The sequence below is a fragment of the Rhizomicrobium sp. genome (assembly GCA_037200385.1).
Taxonomy (GTDB): domain Bacteria; phylum Pseudomonadota; class Alphaproteobacteria; order Micropepsales; family Micropepsaceae; genus Rhizomicrobium.
Genome location: JBBCGL010000001.1, coordinates 2283013 through 2296101, shown reverse-complemented (window position 1 = coordinate 2296101; position 13089 = coordinate 2283013). Strand labels below are relative to the sequence as shown.

The 13089-nt window shown below is 63.8% G+C and carries 16 protein-coding genes; all 16 read left to right on the top strand.

What is annotated here, in order from left to right; translation table 11 throughout:
- Positions 1-115: 115 nt before the first annotated feature.
- The 16 genes from WDM91_10965 to WDM91_10890 all read left to right on the top strand — a co-directional run bounded on the left by WDM91_10965 (position 116) and on the right by WDM91_10890 (position 12926).
- Positions 116-727, top strand: coding sequence for a hypothetical protein (locus WDM91_10965; protein MEI9995107.1), 612 nt, complete (start codon positions 116-118; stop codon positions 725-727).
- Positions 724-2478: a terminase TerL endonuclease subunit gene (locus WDM91_10960; GenBank protein ID MEI9995106.1), complete on the top strand. Its 1755-nt coding sequence runs from the start codon at positions 724-726 to the stop codon at positions 2476-2478. Before WDM91_10965 ends, WDM91_10960 begins: the two co-directional genes overlap by 4 nt.
- Positions 2479-2481: 3 nt before the next feature.
- Positions 2482-2658: a hypothetical protein gene (locus WDM91_10955; protein ID MEI9995105.1), complete on the top strand. Its 177-nt coding sequence runs from the start codon at positions 2482-2484 to the stop codon at positions 2656-2658.
- Positions 2659-2660: 2 nt separating this feature from the next.
- On the top strand, positions 2661-3944 hold the full coding sequence (locus tag WDM91_10950) for a phage portal protein (GenBank protein ID MEI9995104.1): 1284 nt from the start codon (positions 2661-2663) through the stop codon (positions 3942-3944).
- Positions 3945-3971: 27 nt separating this feature from the next.
- Entirely contained in the window at positions 3972-4862 is an 891-nt protein-coding gene (locus WDM91_10945) for a S49 family peptidase (GenBank protein ID MEI9995103.1), read from the top strand.
- 91 nt (positions 4863-4953) lie between these two features.
- Positions 4954-6291, top strand: a complete 1338-nt coding sequence (locus WDM91_10940; protein MEI9995102.1) for a phage major capsid protein — start codon at positions 4954-4956, stop codon at positions 6289-6291.
- Between the two features lie 61 nt (positions 6292-6352).
- Entirely contained in the window at positions 6353-6823 is a 471-nt protein-coding gene (locus WDM91_10935) for a hypothetical protein (protein MEI9995101.1), read from the top strand.
- A 96-nt stretch (positions 6824-6919) separates the two neighbouring features.
- Entirely contained in the window at positions 6920-7627 is a 708-nt protein-coding gene (locus tag WDM91_10930) for a hypothetical protein (GenBank protein ID MEI9995100.1), read from the top strand.
- Between the two features lie 5 nt (positions 7628-7632).
- Positions 7633-8286 (top strand): hypothetical protein, encoded by a 654-nt coding sequence (locus WDM91_10925; protein ID MEI9995099.1) that lies wholly within the window; start codon positions 7633-7635, stop codon positions 8284-8286.
- Positions 8283-8618 (top strand): hypothetical protein, encoded by a 336-nt coding sequence (locus tag WDM91_10920; protein ID MEI9995098.1) that lies wholly within the window; start codon positions 8283-8285, stop codon positions 8616-8618. The genes WDM91_10925 and WDM91_10920 overlap by 4 nt, the downstream gene beginning before the upstream one ends.
- A gap of 6 nt (positions 8619-8624) precedes the next feature.
- Positions 8625-9311 carry a hypothetical protein gene (locus WDM91_10915; GenBank protein MEI9995097.1) on the top strand — a complete coding sequence of 229 codons (687 nt, stop codon included), beginning with the start codon at positions 8625-8627 and terminating at the stop codon, positions 9309-9311.
- 3 nt (positions 9312-9314) lie between these two features.
- Complete coding sequence (locus WDM91_10910; GenBank protein MEI9995096.1) at positions 9315-9761, top strand: phage tail terminator-like protein; 447 nt, start codon at positions 9315-9317, stop codon at positions 9759-9761.
- 11 nt (positions 9762-9772) lie between these two features.
- Positions 9773-9994, top strand: a complete 222-nt coding sequence (locus WDM91_10905) for a hypothetical protein (protein ID MEI9995095.1) — start codon at positions 9773-9775, stop codon at positions 9992-9994.
- Positions 9995-10066: 72 nt separating this feature from the next.
- Positions 10067-11554 carry a phage tail tube protein gene (locus WDM91_10900; protein MEI9995094.1) on the top strand — a complete coding sequence of 496 codons (1488 nt, stop codon included), beginning with the start codon at positions 10067-10069 and terminating at the stop codon, positions 11552-11554.
- 53 nt (positions 11555-11607) lie between these two features.
- The gene (locus tag WDM91_10895; protein MEI9995093.1) at positions 11608-12333 is read left to right on the top strand and encodes a hypothetical protein; all 726 of its coding nucleotides are present in this window, start codon (positions 11608-11610) and stop codon (positions 12331-12333) included.
- Between the two features lie 143 nt (positions 12334-12476).
- Positions 12477-12926: a hypothetical protein gene (locus WDM91_10890; GenBank protein ID MEI9995092.1), complete on the top strand. Its 450-nt coding sequence runs from the start codon at positions 12477-12479 to the stop codon at positions 12924-12926.
- The last annotated feature ends 163 nt before the right edge of the window (positions 12927-13089 follow it).

The following is a 13089-nucleotide window of genomic DNA, read 5'->3' as shown; positions in this document are numbered from 1 at the left end:
GACCGTAGGGGGCGGTAACCGCATACGGTAGCACGCGCAGATTTTTTTTAGCGTGTGATGTTTGGGATGCGAGCGGCGCACCGGCAACCGGAAAATAAATCGGACGGACACCGCCATGGCAGAACGTGGGCGGCCTCCGAAGGAGCCGACACCCGGACAACGGGGAAAAGTCCAAGAGTTACTAGGGGCTGGCGCGAAAATCGCGAAGGTCGCCAAGCTCTTCGATCTGTCGGTTCCTACCTTCCGCAAATATTTTTCTGCTGAGATTCTTGCCGTAAAAAAAATCGCAGAGGCTGCAAAGGCGGGGCAGTCGTCGTTCAAGCCGACGAAGACGCACCGCGATGACGTCGCGTTCTTCATCGGCTGCAACATGAAGCCGGTGGACGTGGCTCGCGCGATCGGTTGCACCGAGGATGAACTTCGCCAGCACTTCCCGGACGAGCTCGCGACCGGCAAGGCCTTGGCCCGCGCCGAGGTGCTGCGCAACCTGCGCAAGCAGATGGTCGATGATGGGCTCGTTGGGGCGACAAATCGGCTTGAGGCCCTAACGCAGATCGTGGATCTGGAAGCCCCGCCTGCCTCGGCCGCTCCGGGCTATGTCGGAAAGAAGGTCGCCGCCAGGGCCGACGCGGCAGCGGCCGTGGCGGCGGGAGGACGTTTTGCGCCACGGCCGGCGCCGAAGCTGGCCGCGGTCAACGGCGAAGCCGTAGTGGATGACGTCGATTGAGGCCGCCGACCTGGTCAACCGCGTGCCTTGACTGGCGCGAGCGTATCGTAGCGGGCAAGTCGCTGCTGCCCTGCGGCGCGCTCTTCCCGGACGAAGCTGCCGCAGCGCTCGACATCTTTCGGTCGCTCAAGATTATCGATGTGCTCGGCAAGCCCACGTTCGGCGAAGTCGCGCGGCCGTGGGTGTTTGACCTGCCGACCGCCGTCTTTGGCGCATACAACCCGGAGACCGGGCGCCGGGAGATCAATCGCTTCTTCGAACTGATCTCGAAGAAGAATGGCAAGTCCACCAAGGCGGCCGGCATCATGCTGACCGCCCTTCTTCTGAACTGGCGCCATTCGGCCAGCTTTACGATCCTGGCGCCGACGATCGAGATCGCGAAGAACTCCGCCGACCCCGCCATGGACATGGTGGCGGAGGATCCTGAGCTACGTCGCTTCCTCAAGCCGATCGTGCATGAGAGAACGATCAAGCACTTGGAGACGAATGCGACGCTAAAGATCGTCGCCGCCGATTCAGAGACGGTTGGCGGCAGCAAGGCAACTGGCGTTCTAATCGACGAGCTCTGGCTATTTGGGAAGCGAGCCAACGCCAAGAATATGTTTCGCGAAGCGATGGGCGGTCTAAAGAGCCGGCCGGAAGGCTTCGTGATCGCGCTATCAACGCAAAGTGATGAACCGCCCGCCGGCGTCTTCCTCGATTGGCTAAGGCGATTTCGCGATATACGCGATGGCAAGATCACCGTGCCGCGCTCGCTCGGCCTCTTGTACGAGTTTCCGGAGGAGATGGTTCGGGATACCGCCTACAAGGACCCGAAGAACTTCTACATCACCAACCCCAATCTCGGTGCGTCGGTCGACGAGCAGTCGCTGCTCGATGATCTGGATGAGGCGACCCGCGAAGGCCAGAAATCGCTCGTAGGCTTCTTCGCAAAGCACGCCAACGTCGAGCCTGGTATGGGCGCGCGCTCGGACAATTGGGCTGGTGCAGAACACTGGAAGAAGCGGGCCGACAGCGCGATCACGCTGGAAGTCATCTTGGAGCGCTGCGAAGTCGTCGTCGTGGGCCTCGACGGGGGCGGCCTCGATGACCTCTACGGATTGACCGTAGTTGGCCGCGAGACGCGCGAAGTCGACGTCGAGGTGAAGGGTGACGATGGCGCGGTAGTGAAGCGTCGTGAGAAGCGTTGGCTCAGTTGGTCGCACGCATGGTGTCATAAGGGCGTGCTTGACCGCCGCAAGTCCATCGCGACGGTTCTTGAGGAATTCGAGAAGGCTGGCGAACTCACGATCGTGGGCGACGAACTCAACGACATCTCTGACATCGTGGACGTCATTCGGAAGGTCAAGGACGCTGGAATTCTCTACTGCGTGGCGGTCGATCCGGCCGGCATCGGCGAAATGGTCGATGCGCTAGCTGAGATCGATATCCTCGAAGAGAACAAAGAGGCGGAGCAGAATTTCGTCATTGGTGCGCCGCAAGGATTTGCGCTGATGAACGCGATCAAGACGGCCGAACGCAAACTCGCTAACGGGACGTTACTGCACGCTGACCAGGCGGTGATGGACTGGACCGTCAGCAACCTAAAGATCGAGCCCACCGCCACCGCAATTCGGGCGACAAAGCAGAATGCCGGTGATGCGAAAATTGATCCGGCCATGGCCCTCTTCAACGCGGTTACGGTCATGTCGAGAAACCCAGACGCGCCGTCGGGGTTCTCCAAGGACTACAAAATGCCGGTATGGGGATGAACGATGACGCGTCCTGACCCCGCCGATATCGCCGACTATGCGCGCCTCGTCTTTGGTTGCGTTGGCATCGGCCTGATCGGGTACGGCGCTTGGTTGGTCTATCGTCCAGCCGCGTTCATCATCACCGGCGCGCTGCTGCTCGGCATTGCGGTCCTCGGCTCGATCCGCGCGGCACGCTGAAGATGGGATACTGGTCGCGCATTCTCGGCTCCGAAGGAGACGGCAGCCAGGACCGATATGTCGACGACTGGCTCAAAGGTCTCGACGATGGCGGGCTGATCAGCTCATCGGGTGTTCGTGTAACGCCGGAAGAGGCGATGACGGTGCCTGGAATTTCTGCCTGCACGAATGTGCTGGCAGAGGATCTCGCGAAGGTGCCGTGTATTCTGTACAAGCGGGGCGATGACCGAGAGCATGCCGTAGATCACCCGCTCTACAAGCTCCTGAAGTATGGGCCTGCGCCGTGGCTCTCTTCGTATCAGTGGCGCCGCGTTCTCATTGCCAATGCGCTGACGCGCGGGAATGGATATTCACGGGTTAGGCGGGATGACAGCGCGAGGCTGTCTCGATTGACGCTGATCCAGCCCGGCTCGATCAACCACAAATGGCAAACGGACGGCGAACCGTTCTTTGACTTCGCGCAAAACGGCCAACTCCAGCAGAACTTGAGTTGGCAGGACATCATCCACGTCGCCTATCGCGCGACGACCGACGGCTGCGCGAATGGCGGGGTCATCGGCATTTCGCCGATTGTCCGGAACAAAGAAACCGTCGCGCTCGCGATCGCAGCCGAGCGTTTTGCGGGCCGCTTCTTCAAGAATGGCGCCAAGCCGTCGGCCATTCTTGAGATGGACAAGAAGCTGCCTGACGACGAGGTCGCGAAGCGCATTCGCGCAGGCATCGAGCGTGTCTACGGCGGCGTAGAAAATTCGTTCAAGATCGCCATTCTGGAGATGGGGATCAAGCTCAAAGAGTGGTCGTTCGACCCTCAGAAGAGCCAGATGACCGAGACACGCAAAGAGCAGGCGGTCCAATGCTGCTCGATGTACGGCGTGCCGCCGCACAAGATCGGAATCCTCGACCGGGCGACGTTCTCCAACATCGAGCAGCAGGGGATCGACTACGTTACCGGGCCCGTTTCGGCCCTCGCGCAAAACGTCGAATCCGCGATCGAGATTGCGTGCCTCACGCCGTCAGAGCGGGAAATGTATTACGTCGAGTGCAACCTCGACGCATTGATGCGCGGCGATCTCGAGAGCCGCTATCGCGCGTATGCGATAGGGCGGCAGTGGGGTTGGCTGAGCGCCGACGATGCGCTTGAGCTTGAGAACCGGAAGCGGCTGCCGAATGGGCAAGGGCAGACCTATCTCACGCCGTCGAACATGATGCCTGCGGATACCGTGGACCAAAGCCGTCGTGGACAGCAGCGGCCGCCGGCCCCGCCTGCCAAAGACGGCCAGGACTAACTCACCGTACCAAGCGAGGACTTCGTAATGTCGCACATCTTCCGTGCGCTGACGGCAGAGCCGTGGGCGATCGAGCCGTCGTGGCTTCCGTTCCTGGCAGCGCTGGCTCAGCGCGATGCCGGCCATCCTGAGGTCCAGGCGCGTGCCGCAGAATGGCAGCAGCGCGACTACCGGCTGATGGCTGGCTCCGCTGCGCAGCCGCTGGCGGGAACGCAGCGCGCCTTTATCCAGGACGGTGTTGCGATCCTTCCGTTGACGGGTCCGATCTTTCCGCGCGCCAACATGATGACGCAGATGTCGGGCGCCACGTCCGTCGCGACATTCCAGTCCGATTATCGGGCGGCGCTCGCCAGCGCCGATGTCGGCGCGATCATGCTGCTGGTGGACAGCCCCGGCGGCCAGGTGCCCGGCGTCGCGAATCTCGCCGCCGTGATTGCGGCCGGCGCCAAGAAGAAGCTGACCGTCGCGCAGGTCACCGGCAGCGGCGCGTCTGCCGCTTACTGGCTGCTCTCGGCGGCGAGCGAAGTCTATCTCGATCGCACCGCGCTGGTGGGCTCGATTGGTGTGGTCGCCGCGGTGCCGAAGCAGGTTGCGCCCGACTCCGAGGGATTCATCGACATCGAGATCGTCAGCTCGAATGCGCCGAACAAGCGGGTCGATCCCGAGTCCGAAGATGGCCAAGCCCAGATCCGGGCGACGCTCGACGCGATGGAAGGCGAGTTCATCGCCGACGTCGCGAAATACCGCAACACAACGGCCACGCGGGTGAAATCCGAATTCATGCAGGGCGGCGTCGCAGTCGGCGCCGCCGCGGTCAACGCTGGCATGGCGGACAAGGTCCAGTCGCAGGATGCCACGCAGGCTTATCTCGCGCGTCACGCCGCCAACCAAGCGAAGCTGAACGCGCTGCGCAAATAGCGCCGCCCACAGCATCACCACTTCCTCGGCGAAGGCCGCGGTTAGTCGGGCGCGCTCGCGTCCATTCACAAGCGCAACAAAGGAGACCCCCATGCGCGATATCGTGAGCCTTCAGCAGGATCGCGTGAAGGCATATGCAGCCGCGGAAGCGGCACTGACGCTGACCGGCGACGACCGTCAGGAGAAGATCGACGCCGCATTCGCGGCGGTCGAGACGCTCGACGGCGAAATCGCCAATGCCGAGCGGCTGCAGAAGCTGCGCGGCACCAAGGCCAGCCCGGCCGTCGACCCGGAGACGATCGACCCCGAAGTGCCCGTCCAGGGCTTCCTCGCGAAGTACAAGAACCTGCCCACCAGCGCCCACACGCTGCATGACGGTCAGGTGCTCACGTCGGCGCAGACGGCGGCCTTCGGCGATTTCCTGACCGCCGTGCGGCGCGTCAAGGTGGCCGGGCAGCGGGACCCGCTCCTCGTGGAGGCGACGCTCGGGTCGAACGAGACGATCGCCGAGGATGGCGGCTTTCTGGTCGAGAAGGACATCGCGGACGGCTTGCTCGCCCGCACGTTCGACATCGCGCAGATTGCCGGCCGCGCGCGCCGCATTCCGATCTCTGCGAAGTCCAACGGCCTCAAGATCAATGCGCTCAAGGACGACAACCGGGCGACGGGTTCGCGCTGGGGCGGCATGCAGACCTACTGGATCGGTGAGGGAGATTCCCTCACGCCGACGCGCCCGAAGTTCCGGCAGATGAACCTGCAGCTCAAGAAGCTCGGCGGCCTGCTCTATGCGACCAGCGAGATGCTGCAGGACTCGACGGCCCTCGCCGGCGTGATCTCCGAGGCGTTCCCCGAAGAGTTCGCCTTCATGGTCGACGACGCGATGTTCGAGGGCAGCGGCGACGCGAAGCCCCTGGGCTTCATGAACGCGGGCTGCAAGGTCACGGTGGCGAAGGAGACCGGCCAGGACGCCAAGTCCATCGTCTATGCGAACATCACCAAGATGTTCGCGCGGCTCCCGGCGCGGTCGATCCCCAAGGCGGAGTGGTGGATCAACCAGGACTGCTTCCCGGCGCTCCAGGCGCTGCAGCTCGTCATCGGCACGGGCGGCGTTCCCGTGTATCTGCCGCCTGGCGGCTTGTCGCAGTCGCCGTTCGGCACGCTGCTCGGCCGCCCGGTCATGCCGATCGAGTATTGCAATACGCTCGGCACCGAAGGCGATATCGTTCTCGCCGACCCCACCAACTACGTCATGATCGACAAGGGCGACATCCAGTATGCCACGTCGATCCATGTGGCGTTCGTGAGCGATGAGCAGGCCTTCCGGTTCATCTATCGCGTGGACGGCCAGCCGGTCGACGACAAGCCGATCACGCCGTTCAAGGGAACCGACAAGCAGTCGACCTTCATCACGCTCGCGACCCGCGGGTAACCGGGCGACGGCGGCGCGTGCAACGCGTCGCCGGCACCCAGCCATCAACAGGAGCTAAGCAATGTCCAATCTCACCTTCGGTGAGCGCCACATCGTCCGTGGCCTCGACGCGGTCGCCGACGCCTTTTCGGGGACCGTCTATTCCGACGTCGTCAAGATGTCGGGCTACCACGCGGCGCGGTTCATTTTGCACAAGGCCGCCGGCGCGCTGGGCACGTCCACGATCACGGTGGAGGCCTGCGACGATGCGACCGGCGCGAACCCCGTCGCGCTCCCGTTCTACTATCAGGCCTACGCCGGCGCCGACGATGTGCCGTCGGACGTCGCCGCCGCGACGGCCGCGGGCTTCGCCACGACCGCCGGCGCCAATCAGCTCTACGTCGTCGAAGTCGAATCCCAGCGGATGGGCGACAAGAGTTGGCTGCGCCTGAAGGCGGTCGAGGTGGTGAACGATCCGGTCCTCGGCGGCGTCCTGGTAGAGCTGCTCAAGCCCCGTTTCGCGTCGCAGGTTCCCCTCACCGCGATCGCGTAGTCCAGGCGGCGGGCGCTGGCCGACGGCCGGCGCCCGTTCCCATCCTTCTACTTTCGCCAGCAATGGCGGCCAATCGGTCGGAAATAGGAGTTACCAATGTCCACGAAGTCCAAATTCCTCAACGGCATTTTGACCTTCTTCGAAGGCACCTCGCATGAGCGTGTGCTACCTCTCGCGCCCGTCGTGTTCTACGACGACTTTCTGGGGAACGCGCTGAACACCACGAGCTGGGGCGCGCGCGATACCGCGGGCGGCACCGAAGGCATGCTTGCCAATTCGGGAAATGGTGTTCTCGCGCTGGCGCTCAGCAGCACAAATGAAGTCCAGCTCGCGGGCGTCGATTGGGCCAACCAGCGCACGCTGGTGCTCAACCAGGGCTTGATCTTCGAGGCCAGGATCCGCCTGTCGGTTCTCCCGACCGGCGCCGTGATCGCGTGCATCGGCCTGTGCGGCGATCACAATGCCGCGGTCGACACCGTCGCGGAAAGTATCTGGTTTCGGGCCGATGGTGGCGGCGCGATCACGGTCGAGCACGATGACACGGCCAACGAGAGCACGAAGGTCGCGACCGGCAAGACCGTCACCGCAGTGGACTGGCTGATCGTGCGGATCGACTGCACCGACATCGCCAGCGTGAAGTTCTTCGTGAACGGCGATCAGGTTGCGGCCGGCACCAAGTTCGACATGAGCACTGTCGCCGGCCTCGCGCTCCAGCCGGTCGCCCGTATCGGCAAGGAGGGCGCTGCCACCTCGGTCGGCACGCTCCTGGTCGACTACGTGCGCGCCTGGCAGGCGCGGAGCTAAGCCAGGTGCTGCCGATCGTCACCATCATCGAGAAGGCGGACAACCGCCTTCTCGTGGCGCTAGATACGGTGAAGAACGAGCTGGGCATCGCCGACGGTTCGTCGGATACGCTCCTCGACACCTTCCGGGCGCGCGCCTCCCAGGCGATCGTCGGATATTGCCGTCGGGAGTTTGCGCGAGACCTGGTCGAAGAGAAGCATCGGGGTGTTCGGCGCGCGGAGGTGCTTGTCCTTGCGTCCGGGTTCCCCGACCCTTCACGGGCAACGGGCTTCTGCTCGATTACCAGTGTGATGGAAGGCGAGACGGCGCTGACGCCCGACGACTATGAGGTCGACCAAGGAGCAGGGTTGCTGTATCGGCTCAGTCAAGGCCGGCGCAGCCTTTGGCGTTGTCACGAGGTGACTGTGCGCCATCGCACGGGCTACGTGCTCCCCGACGATGACGACGATGAAACTCTGCCGGAGCAGGTGCAAGGTGCAGCGGTGCAGCTTGTGAAGGCGGCGAGGTTCGGCGCACAAAGAGACCCCGCGCTTCGCTCCGAAAGTGTGTTGAACGGCCTCTACAGCTACACCCTGTTCGACAGTGTTTTGGCCGGGTCGGATGTGCTGCCGAGTGTCGCGTCGCCGCTTGAGCGGTATCGAAACGTCGGTTTCGTATGAGCGCGAAGGACTCTATCGCCGGAGCGCTGCGCCGCTTCGGCCGGCCGATGCTGCTGAAGCGGCCGGCCATCGGAGCGGACCCGGCTGCGGAAGTGACGGTCTATGGATCGACCGACGGCGCGATGATCCAGCGCCTGGTCGGCTCCGTCGTCCAGCTCGGCAGCCATGTCATATTCTCGAATGTCGATATCGCCGCCGCGTCTTGGCCGGGGCCGCCGATGTCGGGCGACACGATGGTGATCGACGGCACTACGCGGACGATCGACGCTGCCGAACCGAAGTATCTCGGCACCGAGATCCTGGTCCACGTTTGCCAGGTCTCAGGCGGCTAACGCGCAATGGCTGTGCGGACGCGCATCGACACGATCGAGCGCGACGTGAGGCTTGCATTCGACGAACTCTTGTCGCCGGCGGCACGCGGGCGGCAACTTGCCGAGGGCGCACGGGCGCTGCTGGTGGAAGCTGACGAGACGAACAGGCGAGCGCTAGGACACCTGCCGACCAGCAGAACCTATGTCGACGGTGTCGAAGGGCGGGACCTGGACACGGTTCATGCGGATGGCGTCATCGTCCGCGAATATGACCTGGTTGCTGACCTATTGAAGCTCATTGCCGCTGAGCTCTGGGCCATCTCGCCGTTCCTGTCCGGTAGATATCGCAAGAACCACATCCTGTTCGCCGATGGGCAGGAAGTGCCGGTCGAATCCGCGCCGGTCGACGCTGTCGAGTACGTGTTCCTCAATCCGCTGCCCTACGCACGCAAAATCGAGGGTTTCGCCGGCCGGCCGCCACAGTCGAGGATGGCGCTGCAAGGCGTTTACGAGTTCACGGCCCTTAAGGTCGACGCTCGCTATTCGAATATCGCGAGGGTGCGCTTTAGTTGGCGCTCGCCGCTCTTGTCCTATGTCCCCGGTGCTTGGAACCGGATGCAGCGCGCCTCGCTGCGAGGGCAGGGCGCGAAACTCTCTGCGATGCGGATGGAGCGCGAAACGCGCGTGCCTGCGATCGTTGTCACGATGAGGTAGGGCATGGACGAGGTCTATGACGCCATCGTCGCCTATCTGAAGCGGCCGGAGACCAGTCCACTGATTGTGGACCCGATCACCAGCGATGTGCCGCCTATCCGGTACGAGAACGAGCCATTTGTGAAGCCCGAGCCGCCCAAACCATGGGTGGCGGTGTCGCTCAGCGGCATCGTCTACGGGCAGGCGTCGATCGGTGCGCACGAGCAGGCGGACAATCGGTGGGACGAGGCGGGCCAACTATGGCTGCCGGTCTTTGTCCCGTCGGGATCAGGCTCGTCTCGCGCCAGGCAGCTGGCAAAGCAGCTCGCAAACCTGTTTCGGGGCCTGACGCTTTTGGACGGGTCGCTCGAGTTCATGGACGCCTTCATCGGCACCGGCGCGCCATCGGAAGAGAAGGGCAGCTGGTACGAGCTGCCGGTCTCCATCGAGTGGCGAAGGATTGAGGCTTAGCGGAGATTCACATGCGGTATGTCGTCGAGATCACGTTCAATTCCCTGACGCAGCGGTTCCCGGCCGGCGCGCCCGTCAACAGCGGCGACGACCTGTCACCGCACTCGTTCTCCGACCTGGTCGAGCGCGGGTTCATCGCGGCGGCCAACGAGGATCCTGCGCCCGCCGCCGCCGCCGAGCCGCCCATGCCGCAGATCGCGGATATCACCCATGAGGGCGAAGACGCCGCCTAAGCCCTCAACACGCCGCCAACCCTCAACTCGTAGCAGCGTGCCGCGCGACCCGCGGCGCGAAAGGAGACCATTATGGCCAGCACCAACCGCGTTCAGGTCGCCTCCGTCAAGGAGACCACCGTCGGCACCACGCCCGCCAGTCCGCGCATGCGCGCGCGCCGGACCACGGGCGAGGGCCTGAAATGGGTCCCCACCTTCGTGGACTCCGAAGAGTTGCGCGACGACGGGATGAACGGCCCGCCGATCAAGACCGGCGAGGATTCCAACGGCGACATCAAGTTCGAACTGTCCTATCCCTACCCGGCGACGCCGCAGTCCACGGACATCGAGTCCGCGTTCCACAACACCTGGTCGGCCACGAACTTCCGCGACAATGACGGCACCGCCGACAGCGTCATCACCGCCGTTGCGACCACCAACGAGGTGCTCACAGTCATCACCGGCACGGCCTTCGCCGCGAACGAGCTCTACCGCTTCCTTGGTTTTGGTGTCGCCGGCAACAACAGCCCCAGCGCCTTCAAGTGCACGCAGGGCTCGGCGACGGTGCCGCGCTTCGTAGGCTCCGGCATCACGGACGAGGCGGTGCCGCCGGCCGGCGCGCGCGTCAAGTGTGTGGGCTTCCAGGGCGACGCGGGCGACATCAACGCGACGGCCAACGGCATCAGCTCGACGTCCCTCGACTTCACCACCATCGCGGCGCTGCAGCCCGGCAAGTGGCTCAAGATTGGCGGCACCGGCGCCGGCAACCGCTTCGTGACGGCCGCGCTGAACGATTGGGTGCGGATCATCGCGGTCGCCGCCCATGCGGTGACCTTCGACAACCTGCCGAGCGGCTGGGCGACGGAGACCGGCACCGGCCTCACGGTCAAGTTCTGGTTCGGCGACCAGATCAAGAACGGTACGACGCAGATCGGGCAGACGATCGAGAAAGGATTTCTCGGCCAGGCCGTCCCGACCTACATCAAGCAGCCGGGAATGGTGGTCAGCCAGTACACCCAGGACTGGACGGCCAAGACGAAGATCACCGGCTCCGTCACGTTCATGGGCATGGGTGGCGCGTCGCAGAGCATCGCGCCGCTCGATGCCGTCCCGGATCCGACGACGTCGCTGACGCAGTTCCCGGTGATGGCCGCCAGCGCCAACGTCGGCCGCATCGCCGAGGCGGGCTCGCGCCTGGCCGCTCCCAACTTCGTGCAGTCGCTGAAATGGACCATCGACAACCAGCTGACCGCGGTCGACGCGATCGACAGCATGGGGCCGGCGGCGATTAGCAGCCACTCGCGCAAGGTGACGCTGACCATCAACACCTATTTCGGCGACAACACGCTGCTCGCGAAGTTCTTCGCGGGCACCCTGACGTCGCTGAACGCCCGGGTGGCGAAGGACAGCCGCGCGGTCATCCTGTCGTTCCCGCAGCTCACCTACAACGGCGATGGCTCGCCCAATGCCGACGCGATGAACAAGGATGTGATGCTCTCGCTGCAGGCCGTGGCGTCGAAGGATGAGACCGTCACCGGCGCCATGATTTTGATGGACAGAATCGAGTGGTTTGAGAATTAGGCCGACGCATGGGCCTGCCTTGCTTGTCGGCGAAGAGTTGCGTAGGTCGTCCTGTGACGATCTACGCACTCTTCGACCCACGCGACTATTCGGCGTTTTATGTCGGGGCGACCACAAGGGCGATTTGCCGACGCTTTGGGTCTCACGTGCACGATGCCTTGCATCTGCAAATTCAAAGTCCTCGCTGCTCTAGAATTCGTGCAATCGCCGCGGACGGTAAGAGGCCGGAAGCTGAGGCGCTTGAGGTCGTTCCGTTTGAAAAGTGGGTTGAAGCAGAGCAGTTTTGGATTGTGCTCTTCAAATATCTCGGCGCCGAGCTGACAAATCGGGCCATTGGCGGCCCAGGTTCATCTGGTACGAAGCAGTCGCCAGCCACTCAGCGCCGGCGCTCGGTCGCTGCGCTGGGTCGCGATATGTCCGCCGTTCAAACACCGGCGGCGCGAGAGAAGGCTGCCAGCGCGCTGCGTCACGCAATTGAGGTGGACGGCGTCCGATATTCCGGCATCAAGGTCGCATCGAGCGCAACAGGTCTTGCGTACTCGACGCTGCAATATCGGCTGGACGTGGGCCTCGACGCGGAGCGGCTCACACCGAGGAAGGGCGATCGTCGACGCAGCCGCAAGGGAGGTCTCCCGCAGGGCGCGGCTCACCCTCGCTCGAGGCCGGTGATTATTGCGGACACGGCATATTGGGGCATTGCCGGCGCCGCGCGCGCTATCGGCGTTGATGTCGCCACTGTTCATCGGTGGCTGAAGGTCGGGCGCGCTCGATACGCGTAGCAGTTCAACCAAGCAGTTCTCCGCGCCCGAACGCGCGGGGTAAGGCCTCTCCGGTCGCTGTCACGGCCGGTGGAGGAGTGCGTACGCAACGGCAGGCGGCGTGTTCGGGCGCCGCCTGCCACTCTCCGAACAGAGGTGACACCATGGGATTGAAGATTTCGTCGCTCGAACACGTCGTCGATGACGAGGGCGAGTGGGAGGACATCAAGGTCTGGGGGCTCGATCCCTCGACCCAAAAATATCCGCGCGTCAAGGTCCGCTCTCTCCTGAGCAAGGACTACCAGACGGCACGCGAGATGCTGATTCAGAAGGAGACTTCCAACCTCGGCCGGGCGCCGACGTCGCCGGAGCTCGAACCGGCGCTCGGCGAGTTGGTGGCGACGCATCTGCTGCGCGGCTGGGAAGGTTTCGATGGCGATGACGGCAAGTCGCTCGCCTGGTCGATGAAGACCGGGATCGACTACCTGACCAATGCGGCTTACCGCGCCGTCGAGAGCCAGGTCATCCTGGCGGCCAGCCGGGTGGGCGACCGCGACGCCAAGTTCACGGAGGCGGCCGCAAAAAACTCCGAAGCGCCCTCCGCTACGATCTAGAGCGCAAGGGCACCGACGACTTTCTCGCCGACATCATCGCAGAATATCCCGACGCGGCGCTGCACTTCCAGGGCAGGGAAACGGACATCGCGCGGCCGAACGAGGCCAAATGGCCAGATTGGTCCGCGCATGTCCGCGACGCCTGGTACTCGCTGCGGGGCGA

Excerpts from the sequence above, each read along its gene's own strand:
- WDM91_10905 (MEI9995095.1), top strand. The coding sequence starts at position 9,773 with ATGCGGTATGTCGTCGAGATCACGTTCAATTCCCTGACGCAGCGGTTC.
- WDM91_10935 (MEI9995101.1), top strand. The coding sequence starts at position 6,353 with ATGTCCAATCTCACCTTCGGTGAGCGCCACATCGTCCGTGGCCTCGAC.
- WDM91_10930 (MEI9995100.1), top strand. The coding sequence starts at position 6,920 with ATGTCCACGAAGTCCAAATTCCTCAACGGCATTTTGACCTTCTTCGAA.
- WDM91_10950 (MEI9995104.1), top strand. The coding sequence starts at position 2,661 with ATGGGATACTGGTCGCGCATTCTCGGCTCCGAAGGAGACGGCAGCCAG.
- WDM91_10940 (MEI9995102.1), top strand. The coding sequence starts at position 4,954 with ATGCGCGATATCGTGAGCCTTCAGCAGGATCGCGTGAAGGCATATGCA.
- WDM91_10920 (MEI9995098.1), top strand. The coding sequence starts at position 8,283 with ATGAGCGCGAAGGACTCTATCGCCGGAGCGCTGCGCCGCTTCGGCCGG.
- WDM91_10915 (MEI9995097.1), top strand. The coding sequence starts at position 8,625 with ATGGCTGTGCGGACGCGCATCGACACGATCGAGCGCGACGTGAGGCTT.
- WDM91_10945 (MEI9995103.1), top strand. The coding sequence starts at position 3,972 with ATGTCGCACATCTTCCGTGCGCTGACGGCAGAGCCGTGGGCGATCGAG.
- WDM91_10965 (MEI9995107.1), top strand. The coding sequence starts at position 116 with ATGGCAGAACGTGGGCGGCCTCCGAAGGAGCCGACACCCGGACAACGG.
- WDM91_10955 (MEI9995105.1), top strand. The coding sequence starts at position 2,482 with ATGACGCGTCCTGACCCCGCCGATATCGCCGACTATGCGCGCCTCGTC.
- WDM91_10910 (MEI9995096.1), top strand. The coding sequence starts at position 9,315 with ATGGACGAGGTCTATGACGCCATCGTCGCCTATCTGAAGCGGCCGGAG.
- WDM91_10890 (MEI9995092.1), top strand. The coding sequence starts at position 12,477 with ATGGGATTGAAGATTTCGTCGCTCGAACACGTCGTCGATGACGAGGGC.
- WDM91_10900 (MEI9995094.1), top strand. The coding sequence starts at position 10,067 with ATGGCCAGCACCAACCGCGTTCAGGTCGCCTCCGTCAAGGAGACCACC.